Annotated in this window: 17 protein-coding genes and 4 tRNA genes; 15 read left to right on the forward strand and 6 right to left on the reverse strand. The window is 68.8% G+C overall.

All coding sequences use genetic code 11. The features are described from left to right. Nucleotides 1-62: 62 nt before the first annotated feature. Complete coding sequence (gene mptB / locus ND450_RS45570; protein WP_253324096.1) at nt 63-1,610, reverse strand: polyprenol phosphomannose-dependent alpha 1,6 mannosyltransferase MptB; 1,548 nt, start codon at nt 1,608-1,610, stop codon at nt 63-65. A 124-nt stretch (nt 1,611-1,734) separates the two neighbouring features. Between mptB and ND450_RS45575 the strand changes: the two genes are divergently transcribed. The 8 genes from ND450_RS45575 to ND450_RS45610 are packed head-to-tail and all read left to right on the forward strand — an operon-like array spanning nt 1,735 to nt 8,281. After that, a complete protein-coding gene (locus ND450_RS45575) occupies nt 1,735-2,424 on the forward strand; it encodes a metalloregulator ArsR/SmtB family transcription factor (RefSeq protein WP_342716652.1) in 690 nt (229 codons plus the stop codon). Continuing rightward, on the forward strand, nt 2,421-3,875 hold the full coding sequence (gene sufB, locus ND450_RS45580) for a Fe-S cluster assembly protein SufB (RefSeq protein ID WP_253324097.1): 1,455 nt from the start codon (nt 2,421-2,423) through the stop codon (nt 3,873-3,875). Before ND450_RS45575 ends, sufB begins: the two co-directional genes overlap by 4 nt. 1 nt (nt 3,876) lies before the next feature. Continuing rightward, nucleotides 3,877-5,034 (forward strand): Fe-S cluster assembly protein SufD, encoded by a 1,158-nt coding sequence (gene sufD / locus ND450_RS45585; protein ID WP_253324098.1) that lies wholly within the window; start codon nt 3,877-3,879, stop codon nt 5,032-5,034. After that, the gene (locus ND450_RS45590; protein WP_253324099.1) at nt 5,031-5,345 is read left to right on the forward strand and encodes a non-heme iron oxygenase ferredoxin subunit; all 315 of its coding nucleotides are present in this window, start codon (nt 5,031-5,033) and stop codon (nt 5,343-5,345) included. The genes sufD and ND450_RS45590 overlap by 4 nt, the downstream gene beginning before the upstream one ends. 33 nt (nt 5,346-5,378) lie before the next feature. Next, nucleotides 5,379-6,152 carry a Fe-S cluster assembly ATPase SufC gene (sufC, locus tag ND450_RS45595; RefSeq protein WP_089912782.1) on the forward strand — a complete coding sequence of 258 codons (774 nt, stop codon included), beginning with the start codon at nt 5,379-5,381 and terminating at the stop codon, nt 6,150-6,152. 26 nt (nt 6,153-6,178) lie between these two features. Beyond that, nucleotides 6,179-7,456: a cysteine desulfurase gene (locus tag ND450_RS45600; RefSeq protein WP_253324100.1), complete on the forward strand. Its 1,278-nt coding sequence runs from the start codon at nt 6,179-6,181 to the stop codon at nt 7,454-7,456. 1 nt (nt 7,457) lies between these two features. Beyond that, nucleotides 7,458-7,898 (forward strand): Fe-S cluster assembly sulfur transfer protein SufU, encoded by a 441-nt coding sequence (sufU, locus tag ND450_RS45605; RefSeq protein ID WP_253324101.1) that lies wholly within the window; start codon nt 7,458-7,460, stop codon nt 7,896-7,898. Next, the gene (locus tag ND450_RS45610; protein WP_089912772.1) at nt 7,895-8,281 is read left to right on the forward strand and encodes a metal-sulfur cluster assembly factor; all 387 of its coding nucleotides are present in this window, start codon (nt 7,895-7,897) and stop codon (nt 8,279-8,281) included. The genes sufU and ND450_RS45610 overlap by 4 nt, the downstream gene beginning before the upstream one ends. Nucleotides 8,282-8,336: 55 nt before the next feature. Here the strand turns inward: ND450_RS45610 and ND450_RS45615 are convergent, their stop codons facing one another. Next, nucleotides 8,337-8,903, reverse strand: a complete 567-nt coding sequence (locus tag ND450_RS45615) for an NUDIX hydrolase (RefSeq protein WP_253324102.1) — start codon at nt 8,901-8,903, stop codon at nt 8,337-8,339. A 369-nt stretch (nt 8,904-9,272) separates the two neighbouring features. Between ND450_RS45615 and ND450_RS45620 the strand changes: the two genes are divergently transcribed. From ND450_RS45620 to ND450_RS45645, 6 genes are all read left to right on the forward strand, one after another. Continuing rightward, nucleotides 9,273-9,345, forward strand: a tRNA-Gly gene (locus ND450_RS45620). Nucleotides 9,346-9,355: 10 nt separating this feature from the next. Continuing rightward, nucleotides 9,356-9,429, forward strand: a tRNA-Leu gene (locus ND450_RS45625). Between the two features lies 1 nt (nt 9,430). Continuing rightward, nucleotides 9,431-9,503 (forward strand) — tRNA-Leu (locus tag ND450_RS45630). An 88-nt stretch (nt 9,504-9,591) separates the two neighbouring features. Then, nucleotides 9,592-9,669: transfer RNA gene (locus ND450_RS45635), tRNA-Ile, on the forward strand. Nucleotides 9,670-9,754: 85 nt separating this feature from the next. Continuing rightward, a complete protein-coding gene (locus ND450_RS45640; protein WP_089914158.1) occupies nt 9,755-10,579 on the forward strand; it encodes a DUF72 domain-containing protein in 825 nt (274 codons plus the stop codon). Nucleotides 10,580-10,595: 16 nt separating this feature from the next. Continuing rightward, complete coding sequence (locus ND450_RS45645) at nt 10,596-11,039, forward strand: NUDIX hydrolase (RefSeq protein WP_253324103.1); 444 nt, start codon at nt 10,596-10,598, stop codon at nt 11,037-11,039. Here the strand turns inward: ND450_RS45645 and ND450_RS45650 are convergent. From ND450_RS45650 to ND450_RS45665, 4 genes are all read right to left on the reverse strand, one after another. Then, nucleotides 11,030-11,440 (reverse strand): CBS domain-containing protein, encoded by a 411-nt coding sequence (locus ND450_RS45650; RefSeq protein ID WP_253324104.1) that lies wholly within the window; start codon nt 11,438-11,440, stop codon nt 11,030-11,032. The genes ND450_RS45645 and ND450_RS45650 overlap by 10 nt on opposite strands. Before the next feature lie 57 nt (nt 11,441-11,497). Continuing rightward, entirely contained in the window at nt 11,498-12,652 is a 1,155-nt protein-coding gene (locus tag ND450_RS45655; protein ID WP_371927608.1) for a glutamate--cysteine ligase, read from the reverse strand. A gap of 64 nt (nt 12,653-12,716) precedes the next feature. Continuing rightward, complete coding sequence (locus tag ND450_RS45660) at nt 12,717-14,393, reverse strand: GGDEF domain-containing protein (protein ID WP_253324106.1); 1,677 nt, start codon at nt 14,391-14,393, stop codon at nt 12,717-12,719. 123 nt (nt 14,394-14,516) lie between these two features. Then, the gene (locus ND450_RS45665; RefSeq protein WP_371927609.1) at nt 14,517-15,479 is read right to left on the reverse strand and encodes a lycopene cyclase family protein; all 963 of its coding nucleotides are present in this window, start codon (nt 15,477-15,479) and stop codon (nt 14,517-14,519) included. On the opposite strand from ND450_RS45665, the gene ND450_RS45670 reads away from it, so the two are divergent. Then, complete coding sequence (locus ND450_RS45670; RefSeq protein WP_253324107.1) at nt 15,478-15,948, forward strand: nitroreductase family deazaflavin-dependent oxidoreductase; 471 nt, start codon at nt 15,478-15,480, stop codon at nt 15,946-15,948. The genes ND450_RS45665 and ND450_RS45670 overlap by 2 nt on opposite strands. Nucleotides 15,949-16,157 lie beyond the last annotated feature (209 nt).

A 16,157-nucleotide genomic window follows, 5' to 3' on the forward strand; every position in this document is an offset into this window, starting at 1 on the left:
CCCTCCGGCGACGATCTTCCTCTGACCATTTCTCGTCCGCCGGAGGTTTCGGGTTACTGCTGTCAGACGTGCCCGCCACCGGCCGGGTCGGACTTGAGGAACGGCCCCACCCGCTTGCGCGCGATCAGCACGCACACGGCGAACGTGATGACAGCGCCCGCGACGGCCTGCGGCACCGTGTACGCGCGCCCGTCGAACGCGGACCCGGTCGGCGGCAGGATGACCGCGATGATCGCCGACGTCACCATGGCGAACATCCGGAACTTCGGCCCGACCACCGCCGTGGCCAGCGGCAGCGCCGCCCACAGCACGTACCAGGGCTGGAGCACCGGCCCGAGCACCAGGATCGCGCCCAGCGCCGCGCCCAGGCCGTTCATCGCCTTGATCCGGCCCTTGAAGCTGCGCCACAGCAGCACGACCGTGATCACCACGGACACCGCCTGCCCCAGCAGGCGCGTCAGCGAGATCATCGCCTCGGTGTGGTTGCCGAGGCCGAGCAGGATGCCCGTGCCGGCGCCGAGGAAGCCCAGCGCGGTGGGCGGCGACATCCACGACTTCACGGTCGACGCGACGTTCAGCGTCTCGACCCAGCCGAACCCGAACCCGGTGCCGAGGCAGATCACCACCACCCCGGCCGCCGCTATCGCCGCCATGATCCCGGCCACCAGCGCGAGGTGCTTGAACTGCCCGCCGAGCTTGCGCGCCACCAGCACGCCGAGGAACCCCAGAGCGGCCATCGCGGGGATCTTCACCATCGCGCCGCACACGATGACCCCGGAGCCCAAGGCGATCCACGACCACTTCAACGGTTCCAGCCCGCGCATCGCCAGTTCGAAGCCGACCAGCATGAGGCCGAGCGCGAGGCCGTCGTTGTGCACGCCGATGACGATGTGGAACAGCACCAGCGGGTTCAGCGCGCCCAGCCACAGCGCGCCCACCGGAGGAACCCCGAAGCGGGCCGCGAGCCGGGGCAGCGCCCACACGATCATGCCCAGGCCGACCAGCACCAGCAGCCGGTGCACGAACACGCCGGACACCACGTGGTCGCCGGTCAGCATCGCCGTCAGCCGGCCGAACGCGAGGAACAGCGGCCCGTACGGCGCGGGCGTCTCCCGCCAGATGTTCGGCACACCGCGCGTGAGCACGTGGTCGACGCCCAGCGCCGTCGCCGGACCCAGTTCGTACGGGTCCTGACCGCGCGCGGCGATCTCGCTCTGCGCGAGGTAGGAGTACACGTCGCGGGAGAACATCGGCACGCAGAAGACCAGCGGAACGGTCCACATCAGCAGCGTGCGGTCCATCTGGCCGCGCGAGATGAGCCTCGGCCTGCCGGGCTTGACGAACCTGCCGAGGGCCAGCCAGGCCGACACGATCATGAAGATGCCGGTCCACACGACACCCATCGCCACGCTGGGCATCCGGGAGAAGAGCCCCAGAACGGGCACGCCGTAGAGCGGGGAGTAGATGGGGGCGGCGCCGCCGCCCAGCGAGCCCACGGTCAGGAGCAGCGCGCCGATGGTGCCCCAGCGACGCACGATGTCCAGCTGGCGACGCTCCCGGCCGTTCAAGAGGTCGCTCTCCGGAGTCACGGCTCCGCCGTTCGTGGGCATGTGGGCAGGGTATCGAGCCACGTTCAGCCGTGAGTCAGGTCACCCTGTGACCGCGATCTTTGCGACCTCCGGCGAAATACGCAACACTGGTGTTGTGAAAAACGCCGAGACCCACCTTGACGCCGTGCCGCAGCACGACGGCAAGACTCGGCGTGCCGTCGCCAGGCTCCTGCTGGAGCAGGGCCCGGTCACCGCGGCAGCCGTCGCGGAGGAACTGGGCATCAGCCCCACGGCCGTGCGTCGTCACATAGACGCGCTGCTCGCGGACGGCGAGGCGGTGACCAGGGACGCGCCCCGGCAGACCCAACGTGGCCGAGGTCGTCCCGCGAAGCTCTTCCTGCTGACGGATGCCGGACGCGCCCGGTTCGGCCACGCCTACGACGACCTCGCGGTCGCCGCGATCAGGTTCCTCGCCCAGACGGGTGGGGAAGAGGCTGTGCGCGCCTTCGCGCAGAGCCGCGTCGACGCACTGGTGGACCGGCACCGTTCAGCGATCGTGGCCCAGGTCACGCCCGCCGAACGGGCGAAGGCCCTCGCAGCCGCGTTGACCAGGGAGGGCTACGCTTCATCGGCTCGCAACGTCGGGGTGGGTGAGCAGTTGTGCCAGCACCACTGCCCGGTCGCCCACGTCGCAGCCGAGTTCCCCCAGCTGTGCGAGACCGAGACGGAGACGTTCGCGAACCTCCTCGGTACCCACGTGCAGCGCCTCGCGACGATCGCCCGCGGCCACGCCGTGTGCACGACGCACATCCCGAACGTTCAACCCGGCTCTGCCGGAAAGCTCATCCCAGATGATGGAGGGGAGCCCGCATGACTGCCGCTGCCGAGCAGCGCACGCCCACCACGGTGCAGTCTCCGCTCACGCAGGAAGAGACCATTGCGTCTCTCGGCAACTACGAGTTCGGCTGGGCCGACTCGGACGCTGCCGGCGCGAGCGCCCGCCGAGGCCTCAGCGAGGATGTCGTCCGCGACATCTCGGCGAAGAAGAGCGAGCCCGAGTGGATGCTCGAGTACCGGTTGAAGGCGCTGAAGCTCTTCGACCTCAAGCCGATGCCGAGCTGGGGCGCTGACCTCTCTGGGATCGACTTCGACTCGATCAAGTACTTCGTGCGGTCCACGGAGAAGCAGGCCACCAGCTGGGAGGACCTGCCCGAGGACATCAAGAACACCTACGACAAGCTCGGCATCCCCGAGGCGGAGAAGCAGCGCCTCGTCGCCGGTGTCGCGGCCCAGTACGAGTCCGAGGTCGTCTACCACCAGATCCGCGAGGACCTGGAGCAGCAGGGTGTCCTCTTCCTGGACACGGACACGGCCCTGAAGGAGCAGCCGGAGCTCTTCAAGGAGTACTTCGGCTCCGTCATCCCCGCGGGTGACAACAAGTTCTCCGCGCTGAACGCCGCGACGTGGTCCGGTGGGTCGTTCATCTACGTCCCCAAGGGCGTGCACGTGGACATCCCGCTGCAGGCCTACTTCCGGATCAACACCGAGAACATGGGCCAGTTCGAGCGCACGCTGATCATCGTCGACGAGGGTGCCTACGTGCACTACGTCGAGGGCTGCACGGCGCCGATCTACTCCTCGGACTCGCTGCACTCGGCCGTCGTCGAGATCATCGTGAAGAAGGGCGGCCGCTGCCGCTACACGACGATCCAGAACTGGTCGAACAACGTCTACAACCTGGTCACCAAGCGCGCCAAGGCCGAAGAGGGCGCGACCATGGAGTGGGTCGACGGCAACATCGGCTCCAAGGTGACCATGAAGTACCCGGCCGTCTTCCTGATGGGCGAGCACGCCAAGGGCGAGGTCCTCTCGATCGCGTTCGCGGGCGAGGGCCAGCACCAGGACGCCGGCGCCAAGATGGTCCACATGGCCCCGCACACCTCCTCGACGATCGTGTCGAAGTCGGTGGCGCGCGGCGGTGGCCGCACGTCCTACCGCGGCCTGGTCCAGGTCAACAAGCGGGCGCACCACTCGAAGTCCACGGTGAAGTGCGACGCGCTGCTGGTCGACACCATCAGCCGCTCGGACACCTACCCGTACGTCGACGTCCGCGAGGACGACGTCGCGATGGGCCACGAGGCCACGGTCTCGAAGGTCTCCGAGGACCAGCTGTTCTACCTGATGTCGCGCGGCCTCAACGAGGACGAGGCCATGGCCATGATCGTGCGCGGGTTCGTCGAGCCCATCGCGCGCGAGCTGCCCATGGAGTACGCCCTCGAGCTGAACCGCCTGATCGAACTGCAGATGGAAGGGGCCGTCGGCTGACATGGCCGCCCTGTCGACTCAACCTCACTCCCACGGAGCTGTCGTTCCCGTCGCCTCGCGCGCAGAGCACTTCACGTCCTACGACGTGGACGCGTTCGAGGTCCCGGGCGGCCGTGAGGAGATCTGGCGCTTCACGCCTCTCAAGCGTCTTGCCGGTCTGCACTCCGGCGCTGCGGCAACGGGTTCCGCTGCCGTCGAGGTGAACGCCGCCGCCGGTGTCACCGTCGAGACGGTCGGTCGTGACGACGACCGCCTCGGCAAGGCCGGCGTCCCCGGTGACCGCGTTGCGGCCCAGGCGTACTCGTCCTTCTCGCAGGCGACGGTCGTGACGCTGCCCGGCGACGCGAAGTCCGAGCCCACGACCGTCACCGTCACCGGTGCGGGCGAGGGTCAGGTCGCGTACGGCCACGTGGTCGTCAAAGCCTCGCAGTTCGCCGAGGGCACGGTGGTCCTCGACTACCGCGGCTCCGGCGCGTACGCCGAGAACGTCGAGTTCGTCGTCGCGGACGGCGCGCACCTCCAGGTGATCGCGATCCACGACTGGGCCGACGACGCGGTGCACGTCTCGCAGCACCACGTGAAGCTCGGTCGCGACGCGTCGGTCAAGCACACCGTGGTGACGCTGGGCGGCGACGTCGTCCGCATCACGCCGGTCGTGCAGTACGCGGCCAGGGGCGGCGACGCCGACCTGGCCGGTCTGTACTTCGCCGACGCGGGCCAGCACCAGGAGCACCGCCCGTTCATCGACCACTCGCAGCCCAACTGCCGCAGCAACGTGGTCTACAAGGGCGCGCTGCAGGGCGATGGCGCGCACACCGTGTGGATCGGCGACGTGCTGATCCGCGCGGCGGCCGAGGGCACCGAGACGTACGAGCTGAACCGCAACCTGGTGCTCACCGACGGCGCGCGCGCCGACTCGGTGCCGAACCTGGAGATCGAGACCGGCGAGATCGAGGGTGCGGGCCACGCCAGCGCCACCGGCCGGTTCGACGACGAGCAGCTGTTCTACCTGCAGGCGCGCGGCATTCCGGAGGACCAGGCACGACGTCTCGTCGTGCGCGGCTTCTTCCAGGAGCTGATCGCGAAGATCTCCGTCCCCGAGGTGCGCGAGCGCCTCGAGGCCGCCATCGAGGCAGAGCTCGAGGCGGTCGGCGCGTGATCAAGGTGTGTGCACTGTCCTCACTGGACGACCGCAAGCCCTTCGCGGCCACTGTGGACGACGTCGACGTCGTCCTGGTGCGCGAGGGCGAGCGGGTGCACGCGCTCGCGGATCTGTGCTCGCACGCCGCGGTGTCGCTGAGCGAGGGCGAGGTCTCCCGCAAGGGGATCGAGTGCTGGTTGCACGGGTCGTGCTTCGACCTCGAGACCGGCAAGCCCTCGTCGCCGCCCGCCACCGAACCGGTCGACGTCTACGCCGTCGACATCCGTGACGGCGACGTCTTCGTCGACGTCACCGTCACCACGAACTGACTTCTAGCTACACCACCAGGAGAACGGCAAGTCATGGCCACCCTTGAGATCAAGGACCTGCACGTCTCGGTCGTCAGCGAGGACGCTCCCAAGGAGATCCTCAAGGGCGTCGACCTGACGATCAAGGCCGGCGAGACGCACGCCATCATGGGCCCCAACGGCTCCGGCAAGTCCACGCTGTCCTACGCGATCGCCGGGCACCCGAAGTACACGATCACCTCGGGCACCGTCACCCTCGACGGCGAGGACGTCCTCGAGATGTCCGTCGACGAGCGCGCCCGCGCGGGCCTCTTCCTCGCCATGCAGTACCCGGTCGAGGTCCCCGGCGTCTCGATGTCGAACTTCCTGCGCACCGCCGCCACCGCCGTCCGCGGCGAGGCCCCCGCCCTGCGCCACTGGGTCAAGGAGGTCAAGGGCGCGATGGCCGACCTCGACATCGACCCGGCGTTCGCCGAGCGCTCGGTGAACGAGGGCTTCTCCGGCGGTGAGAAGAAGCGCCACGAGATCCTGCAGCTGGGCCTGCTCCAGCCGAAGGTCGCGATCCTCGACGAGACCGACTCCGGTCTGGACGTCGACGCGCTGCGCGTCGTGTCCGAGGGCGTCAACCGCTACAAGGCCTCCGGTGAGGTCGGCGTCATGCTGATCACGCACTACACCCGGATCCTCAAGTACATCCAGCCGGACTTCGTGCACGTCTTCGCGAACGGCCGGATCGTCGAGTCCGGTGGCCGCGAGCTGGCCGACGTGCTCGAGTCCGAGGGTTACGTGAAGTACACCGGCAAGACGGAAGCCGCAGCCATTTCCTAGCGTTGTAGCGGTTGAGAGGAGGCGCTGTGACCACCACCGCAGCACCACTGGACGTCACCGCCCTGAGGGCGGACTTCCCGATCCTGTCTCGCACCGTTCGTGACGGGAAGCGCCTGGTCTACCTGGACTCCGGCGCCACCTCGCAACGCCCGACGCAGGTTCTGGACGCCGAGAAGGCGTTCCTGCAGCAGCACAACGCCGCTGTGCACCGCGGTGCACACCAGCTGGCGGAAGAGGCGACCGACGCGTACGAGGGTGCGCGTCAGCGCATCGCGGACTTCGTCGGCGCCGACTTCGGCGAGCTGGTGTTCACCAAGAACGCCACCGAGGGCTTCAACCTCGTGGCGTACGCGATGGGCAACGCCGCCACGTCCGGCCCCGAGGCCGAGCGCTTCGTGGTCGGCCCCGGCGACGAGATCGTCGTGACCGAGATGGAGCACCACGCGAACCTCGTTCCGTGGCAGCAGCTCGCCGCGCGGACCGGCGCGACCTTGAAGTGGTTCGAGCTGACCCCGGACGGCAGGCTCGACCTGTCCGATGTGGACAGCGTGATCACGCCTCGGGCGAAGGTCGTGGCGTTCACGCACCAGTCGAACGTGACCGGCGTGATCAACCCGGTCGACGTGCTCGTCGCGGCCGCGCGGAAGGTCGGCGCGCTGACCGTGCTGGACGCGTGCCAGTCCGTTCCGCACGGCCCGGTGGACTTCCACCGGCTGGGCGTCGACTTCGCGTCGTTCTCCGGCCACAAGATGCTCGGCCCGTCCGGCATCGGTGTCCTCTACGGACGGCGTGAGCTGCTGGAGGCGTTGCCCCCCTTCATCACCGGCGGTTCGATGATCGAGCTGGTGAAGATGGAGGGTTCGACGTTCGCCCCGCCGCCGCAGCGCTTCGAGGCCGGTTCGCCGATGACGTCCCAGGCCGTCGGTCTGGGTGCGGCGGTGGACTACCTCAGCATCGTGGGCATGGAGCGCATCCACGCCCATGAGCACGCGCTGACCGTGGCGGCGCTGGAAGGCCTGTCGGCGGTGAAGGGCGTCCGCCTGATCGGCCCGGCCGACGCCGTGGACCGCGGCGGCGCCGTGCCGTTCGAGATCGAGGGCGTCCACCCGCACGACGCCGGCCAGGTGCTCGACAGCCTGGGCATCGCCGTGCGCGTCGGCCACCACTGCGCGTGGCCGCTGCACCGCTGCCTGAACGCCCAGTCGTCGGTGCGCGCGACGTTCTACCTGTACAACACGCTGGACGAGGTCGACGCACTGGTCGACGGCGTCCGCGAGGCGCAGAAGTTCTTCGGGGTGGCCTGAGATGCAGCTCCAGCAGATGTACCAGGAGATCATCCTGGACCACTACAAGAACCCGCACGGCCGAGGCCTGCGCGACCCGTTCGACGCGGAGTCGTTCCAGGTCAACCCGACCTGCGGCGACGAGGTGACGCTGCGGGTCAAGCTCGACGGCGACGTGGTCTCCGACGTCTCGTACGACGGCCAGGGCTGCTCGATCAGCCAGGCCTCGACGTCGGTGCTGACGGACCTCGTCGTGGGCAAGCCCGTGGGCGAGGCCTTTCAGAAGCTGGACGCGTTCGTCGAGCTGATGCAGGGCCGCGGCCAGATCGAACCGGACGAGGACGTGCTGGAGGACGGCATCGCCTTCGCCGGTGTCGCGAAGTACCCGGCGCGCGTGAAGTGCGCGCTGCTGGGCTGGATGGCCTTCAAGGACGCAGTAGCACGAAGCCAGGGAGCAGCATGAGCACCGAAGAAGTGGTCCGGGGAGCCGAAGGCATGCCGGTCTTCGAGCCCAAGGCTGACGTCGCCGCTCTGGACGACGTGGAAGAAGCGATGCGCGACGTCGTGGACCCCGAGCTCGGCATCAACGTCGTCGACCTCGGCCTCGTCTACGACATCCACATCGACGACAAGAACGTCGCCACCATCGACATGACGCTCACCTCGGCGGCCTGCCCGCTGACCGACGTCATCGAGGACCAGACCCGCGCTGCCCTCACCGGCGGCACGGGAGGCGGTCTCGTGAGCGACTTCCGCATCAACTGGGTGTGGATGCCGCCGTGGGGCCCGGAGAAGATCACCGACGACGGCCGCGAGCAGTTGCGCGCGTTGGGCTTCACCGTCTGACCCCTGAGTCGGATCGAACGGCGTGCACCCTTCGGGGTGCGCGCCGTTCGTCGTTTCAGAGCAGGTCGAGGAACACCGGCGCCGCCAGGGAGTCCGAGGTGCTCGCACGTGCCTCGGCCAGGCTGACCAACCGGGAGCTCTGCTCGTACCCGTCGGTGTCGACCCAGCCGGGGCCGCCGTCGCGCCGGGTCGCCGTGCCGTGGAAGACGACCTGCAGGAAGTCGGGGTAGGGGTACGCGTAGCCGGGCGGGCGCGGGGCCAGGTGCTCGAAGTGCAGCCACCCCAGGACGCGGAGGCTGTCGCGTTCGAGCAGCCACCCGGTCTCCTCGTGCACCTCACGAGCGGCCGTGTCCGCGTGCGACTCGCCGGGCTCGCGCCTGCCGCCGGGCAGCGGATGCCCGCCGTCGGGGTTCTCGCAGAAGACGACCAGCTCACCGACCCGCACGACGCACCTCACCGACGTGACCAGCTCGTCGGGCAGGTCGGCCGGCGTGGTGTGGGCGCTGAGCCGCAACGGCATCGCGCCGCCCCGCCACGACACGTCGCCGGTGAAGGCGGGTTCGCGCTCGGCCAGCAACGCCGCCAGCAGTGGATGACGCGCCCCCGCGCTCTTACCCGCCATGTCCACCATCGAAACACAAATCCACTATCTGGAACATCCCGGTGAACTCGATTAAATGCGTTGCGACCCCCGGCGGCCCTCGCATAGCTTGGTCCCAACAACGAACGACAGAGATCAACCGGAGGAAGACATGCTCACCAAGGCGCAGCTCGCGGGATGGCGAATTCTCGCCCTCATCGCCGGCGGTCTGCTGGCGGTGGCGTGGGGCTCCACGCCATGACCTGATCCCCAGGTCATGACCTCGGAGCCGCCCACGGACAACGTGGGCGGTTTTCTTTTTGCCTGCCGGTGAGCTTGGGAAGCGGAACTGCCTCCAAAACAGTTTCCCGAGGGTTCGACTCCTTCCATCGGTGCTGCCCGAAAAACAATGCGGTCGTGGTGAACTCGGCGGACACGTCGGTCTTCCAAACCGAAGCAGGGGGTTCGATGCCCTCCGACCGCTCGTCCCGAAAGTGGATCTAGCCCAACAGGCAGAGGCACATGGTTGAGGGCCATGACAGTCGGGGTTCGACTCCCCGGATCCGCACGCCCCGGTAGCCCAACGGAAGAGGCAACGCGCTCAGAACGCGTCCAGTGCAGGTTCGAATCCTGCCCGCGGCACTGCACAACTCAATCGGGGGACGCGCCGGCGCGCAGGTGATCCTTGCAAGATCGCCCTGGAGGGTTCGACACCCTCGTCTTCCACTCACGTCCCGTAGCTCAGTCCGGTGAGAGCGTCCGTCTGATACGCGGTAGGTCCCAGGTTCAAGTCCTGGCGGGACGACCAACGTTCGCACACGAACCAGTGAAGTAGATTGGACCCACGACCGACGGGAGTGGGTGGAGTGGCACGTCTGCACGTCGGCTGCGCGATGTGGACCCACAAGGCGTGGCCCGGACGGTTCCTGCCGCAGCCCCTGCCGCCGAAGGAACGCCTGCGGGCCTACGCGGGCTGGTGCAACGCGGTCGAGGGCAACACCACCTTCTACGCGACCCCCGCCCGCGGCACCGTGGAGATGTGGGCGCAGCAGGTCGACCCCGGTTTCCGGTTCATGGTGAAGGTGCCGAAGGTCGTCACGCACGAACTCCGGCTCGCCGGGGTCGAGCGGGAGATGCGGGCGTTCCTCGACGCGATCGAACCCCTCGGTGAGCGGGCCGTGCTGTGGACGCAGCTGCCCTCGTCGTTCGGCCCGAACGACGTCGAGGCCCTCGGCCGGTTCCTGCGCAGACTGCCCGCCGATCGCCGGCGTGCCGCGGAGGTGCGCCACCTCGACTTCTTCACCGACGCGCGCTCGACGTCACTGCTCGAGGCCACGCTCGACGACGCGCGCGCCGAGTGGGTGCCGTTCGACACCGAGGTCCTGTTCCAGAGCCCGCCGTCCAGCGAGGGCGAAGCGGAGGCGTGGGCCAGGAAGCCGAGGATGCCGCGGCGGACACGCGCGCTGACCGATCGGCCGGTCGTCCGGTACCTCGGCAGGGACTCCGTCGAGGAGACGGTGCGGGGGTGGCAGCCGTGGACCGAGGTGGTCGCGGGCTGGCTCCGCGAAGGCCTCTCGCCGACGTTCTTCATGCACACGCCCAACAACGATGACGCGCCCGCGCTGGCCCGCCGCTTCCACGACGACGTGCGCGCGTTGGTCCCCGAGCTCGATCCGCTGCCCGAGCCGGAACCGGTCGAGCCCGCGACCCTGTTCTGAGCCGTACAAAGGAACCGTGGACCACAGCAGCAGAGCGCTCTCCGGTGCCGGTGCCCTGTTCTTCGACGAGGCGGGGCGCGTCCTGCTCGTCGAGCCGACCTACAAGCCGTACTGGGAGATCCCGGGCGGTGCGGTCGAACACGGCGAGACCCCGCGCGAAGCGTGCCGCCGCGAGATCGAGGAAGAACTCGGCCTCACCAGAGAGCCCGGCCGGCTGCTCGTGGCCGACTGGGCGCCACGCGACGGCGAGGACCGCGTCCTGTTCGTGTTCGAAGGCGGCCTGCTCACGGCCGACGACCCCATCCGCCTGCCACCGGAGGAACTCAGGTCCTACGAGTTCGTGACGCCGGAGCAGGCCCGGGAACGCCTGATCCCCAGGCTCGCGCGCCGCGTCACCGAAGCGCTGCGAGCGAGGGAATCAGGCGAGACGCGCTACCTGGAGCACGGCGTTCAGGCGTAGACCCGTTCGACGAACGACGCCAGCCGGTCCTCCGGCAGGTGCCGCGCCAGGTCCGCCTCCGACACCATGCCGACCAGCCGGTGGTCCTCGATCACCGGCACCCGCCGGATCTGGTTGTCCTCCATGGTCCGCAGCACCTCGGCGATCGAGTCCGACGCGTCGACCCAGTGGACGTGGCAGCCGAACTCGCCGGCCTTCGTCGTCGCCAGGTCGAGCCCGCCCGCCACGGCCCTGATCACGATGTCGCGGTCGGTGATGATGCCGTGCAGCCGGTCGTCCTTGCCGCAGATCGGCAGGGATCCGACGTCGAGGTCCCGCATCAGGCGGGCGGCCTCGACGAGGTTCGCGTCCTCGTCCACGCACCGCACGCCGGGGTGCATGATGTCGCGCGCTGTAGTCACAACGTCCTCCTTCCGGCCCGTGACCCCAGCATCCCCCCGCGCGGACCGGGGCGCAGATCAGACCGGTGACGTCTGCGCGACCAGGAACGCCACCACGTCGGCCAGCCTGCCGCGGCGCGCGAACGCCCTGCGCTGCCGCACCGCGCCCGTGCCGTCGAGCAGCAGCCGGTCGATGCCCGTGGTCACCAGCTCGTAGTCGCCCGCGAGCTCGAGCGCCGGCCGGATCCACCGCAGCAACGACGCCACGATCGACGACGCGGGGGTGGGCGAGCCGGTCGCCGGGTCGATGCCGAAGCCCTCCAGGCCGTCGCGCGCGGCACGCCACATCGCCACCTTCAGCAGGTGCGGCGGCAACCTGAGCGGTGCCGTGCCCGAACTCAGTGCGGTGGCGGCGATCCCGCGCACCAGCGCCGCCATCAGCACGGCCTCCTCGACCGTCGGCGCGACGTCGGAGACCCGCAGTTCGAGCGTGGGGTGGTTGGCGGAGAGCCGCACGTCCCAGTACAGCATCCCGGCGTCCATCGCCGCGCCGCTCGCGACGATCTCCTCCCGTGCCGCGTAGTACTCGGCGGCGGAGTCGAACAGCGGTGGCGCACCCGAAGTGGGCCAACGGTTCCAGACCACGTAACGCCAGCTCGCGTAGCCCGTGTCGCCGTCGAGCCAGTACGGCGAGTTCGCCCCCAGCGCCAGCAACGTCGGCAGCCACGGCCGCAGGTGGTTGCTCACGAAGATCTTCGACTCGTCGTCGGGCAACCCGACGTGCACGTGGCAGCCGCAGATCGCGAGGTCGTTGGTGAGCGCGCCCATCTCCTGCGCCATCCGGTGGTAGCGCGGGGAGTTCGTCAACGGGGTCGGCATCGTGAGGCCCAGCACGGGCGTCCCGGTCGCGGCGAGCCTCGCGTCGTGCCGCGCCGCCCGTTCGATCAACGCCCTGCGCGCCACGGCCAGCTGGTCGCGCAGCACCGCCATGTCCGTGCACACGCCGCTGGCCGATTCCACCTGGTATTGCGCGATTTCCGGCTGCAGGTCGATCTCGAAGGAGTCGGCGCCGGCGAGAACTTCGTTGGCACGGTTGGCCAAATGGCCTGTGGAGTCTTCGACGAGCACGAATTCCTCTTCCACGCCAACGGTGAGGAGTCCGTCGATGCTTCTGCGCTGCGCGGGTACCGATTGAGTTCTGCTGCCGACCTGCACGCCGAACCTCCAGTGCACTGAGTAGCACTCCCGATGCTATGAGTGATCAGTGCGCCGCACAGCAGGCGTTCGGTTGTACTTGTCAGCTCACCGCGCGTTGCTCGACTCCACGCAGCACGTCACGTCGTTCGGTGCCCGGCCGGCCCATGACCCAGCTGGACCCGGCGAGCGACTTCGCGTGCTCCTTCACTGGCGCCAGCAACCGCGACACCTCGCGATACGAGCCCACTGATCCCGGGGCACAGATAAGGGTCGCAAGAGAGAGGGTGACGTGTCGTCCCTCTGCCGTGTACGGCTTGTCGAGCAAACGAGCACTCAGCGGTACCGTCTCGTCGAGGCCCGCGAGGAGGAGGAAGTCGTCACCACCGACGTGCCCGACCTGCACGCCGGGGAACGCGTGCGCGAGGTCCGCCAGTTCGTGCCCGATCTCGCGGATCAGGTCGTCGCCCGCCGCGAACCCGACCGTGTCGTTGACCAGCTTGAAGCCGTCGACGTCCAACCACGAGATCGCGAAGATCTCGCCGGACGCGATGCGCCGGTCCACCTCGTCCGAGATGACGTCGCTACCCGGCAGCCGGGTGAGCGGGCTCAGCGCCGCCGCCTGCTCCACCTTGAGCTCGGCGACACCGCGCACGACGTCCGCCACGCGCACGACGCCCATGCACCGCTCGTTGTGGTCCACCACGATGAGGTCGTCGTTGGTGCGCTCGCGGTTCGCCCCCGCCACCACGTCCAGCAGGTCGAGCGCCGACGACTCGGTGCCGATGACGTGCGGCTTGTCCGCGAGCCGTGCGGCCTCCCTCTTGGCGTGCAGGGCGTGCCCGTACGGCCCGGTGACCGCGAGCAGGAACCGGTTGCGGTCCACCGACCACTTCGGGCGGCCCTCGTCGTCGAGCAGCACGACACCCGTGACCGACGGCTGGGTCGCGAACACCTCGCGCACCTCTTCGCTGGTGGCGTTCTCCGGCAGCACCGTCGCGGGGTGCAGGAAGGCCGTGATCCGGGGACCCGTGCTGGCGCGGCGGATCTCCCCGGTCTCGGTGACCGACTCGGGCGCGATGCGGGCGTTCACCGCCGGTCTTCGCTGCGGGGGAGCGAGGAACCTGCCCTGCGCGTACCCCACCCCCAGCTTGCGCAGGTAGGTCAGCTCGGCCTCGGTCTCCACGCCCTCGGCCACGACCTGGCCGCCCGTGTACTCGCCGAGGTGCACCAACGACTTCACCAGCGCGCCCCGCGCGGCGTTGTCGGGCAGCGACCGGACGATCTCGCGGTCGAGCTTGACGTAGTCCGGCGAGGCGCTCGTCAGCAGCCCGAGCGGCACGTCGCCCTCGCCCACGCAGTCGAGCGCGATGCGGAAACCGTTGTTCCGCAACGTCTGCATGCCACGGGCGAGCCGTGCGCGGTTGGCACGCGAGTACGGTTCGCCGATCTCGACGACCACGCTGTCCGGCGAGCGGCCCGCGTCGCGCAGAGCGCCGTAGATCGGGCTCATGACCTCGGGCTTGTCCGCGACCGTGATCGCCAGCAGGTTCACGTGCAGCGGCAGGATCAGGTCGAAGTCGGCCGCGGACCGGATGGCGCGGCAGGCGAGTCCGACGTCGGCGTTCGCCAGCAGGCCGGCGCGGAAGGCGGCCTGGAGCAGATCCTGCACGCTGCCGTCGTGCGGCCGGGCCAAGGCCTCGATCGCGACGACGCCCCCGGTGTTCAGGTTGAACAGCGGCTGGAAGGCGAACCTGACGTCATCCAGCAATGCGGGCACGCCTTCGATCGTGCCGGTGCGAACGACCCGCACCAAGCGGGTTCACCAGCTGTTCACGATGTTGGCGGCCACCGGCCACACCGGCGCTGCGCTCGGTGACACAGCGTGCACGCTGGGAGTTCGCTAGAAGAAGAGTTTCCACCTGAGGTGTGCCGGAGCGGTCAGGAACAACGTGTTCATGGCCTTGACGTTGCCCGTCAAGTCCTCGCGGCCGGAGAGGTAGGCGCGCTGCAGTTCGGGGGCGAGCCCGAAGAACACCTCGAAGAAGTCCTTGGTCTCCTCGGCGTCGAAGCGGAGCAGGACCTCCAGGCCGTGCTTGCGCATCGCGTGCACGAGGCGCGCCTTGGGGGACCAGATGACGTGCTTCGGGTCCTTGCCCGCCTTGATCGCCTCGGCCACCCGCGGGGCGAGCTGCAGTGCCGTGGCGACGCTGTAACCCGTCGCGGGGTGGATGATGCCGGCCGCCGCGCCGAACGCCCCGCCTGCGCGGGGTGCGTCGAGGGGGAACCGGACGCGTTCTTCTTCGGCGCTGGGTTCGAGCCGTGCGTGCAGGCGTTCGCGGAGCTCGCTCAACGGCATTCCAGGCCTACGCGCCAGACACGTCTCCTCCACCAGAAGGCGGTTATCGCCCAGGGGGACCGTGTAAAGGAACGTCTCGCCGTCGCCGCGCCAGTCCATCAACGTGGTTTCGGTGCTGTCCGACTCGATGACCGTCCCCACGGCCGTCTGCTCGGCACGGCCCTTGCGCGCGCCTGTGGCGTTGAACGTGTGACGGGCCGGCTCCGGCCGTTGGAGGACGGTGACCTCTTCCGGCAGTTCGTGCAGACGTGCGTTGTCCAAGATGACGTAGGTGCGCTCGATCCGGTGCTCCTCTCGCACGTACGCGCGAACAGTCGTGCTCGTCGTCTTCACCGGAGTGTCCGGTGGGAGCTCGTCAGCCCACGCGCCATACGTCGCCGTCCACGGACGTTCTGGACGGCGGTCGACTATCGCCGTGTGCAGTCCTTCCTGTGCACAGGCACGTGCGAGCGCACGGCCGGAGGGACCTCCGCCAATCACCACCACGTCGAACATCACGAGGTCCATGATTGACCTTGTGGCCAGGACCTACCGTCAGCACCTCGTCCGCCGTGTCGGCAACGTCGTGATCAGTCGTGCCGTTTCGCTGGGCATCGGACCCTCCTACTACGTGCTGCTGACGATCCGAGGCCGTCGCACCGGTGCGGAGCGGACGATCCCGATTCGTCTGATGAAGCACGACGGCCAGGAGTGGCTCGTCGCGCCGTACGGCGTTCGGGACTGGGTGCACAACGCACGGGCGGCCGGGTCGGCGGTCCTGCGAAGGGGACGCAGGTCACGTCAAGTCGTTTTGAACGAGGTTTCCGCGTCCGTCGCGGCGCCCGTGCTGGCCGCCTATGTGCGCAAGGAGCCCGTGACTAGGCCTTTCTTCGACGCGAAGGTCGGCGACGCCGTCTCGGCGTTCGAGGCCGAGGCCGACCGCCACCCGGTCTTCTCGGTGACGAACATGCAGGTCAGCGGCGGTTCCGGCGCTTAGGGGACCCCCCGATTTGGAGATCGAAAGTGCCCCGTGTAATGTTCTCCAAGTCAGAGCGACACGGGCCGGAAAACAAGCCGGAACGGGCCTGACCACAAAGCCGGAAGACAAAAGCCTCTCAGAGGCGGATTTGACACCGGCGAGCAAGACCAAATAAGCTTCAGAAACACCAGCCCCGAGTGAAACTCTCCGGAAACGGAGATTGGATC

This window comes from Lentzea sp. HUAS12, from assembly GCF_024125735.1.
Classification (GTDB): Bacteria; Actinomycetota; Actinomycetes; order Mycobacteriales; family Pseudonocardiaceae; genus Lentzea; species Lentzea albida.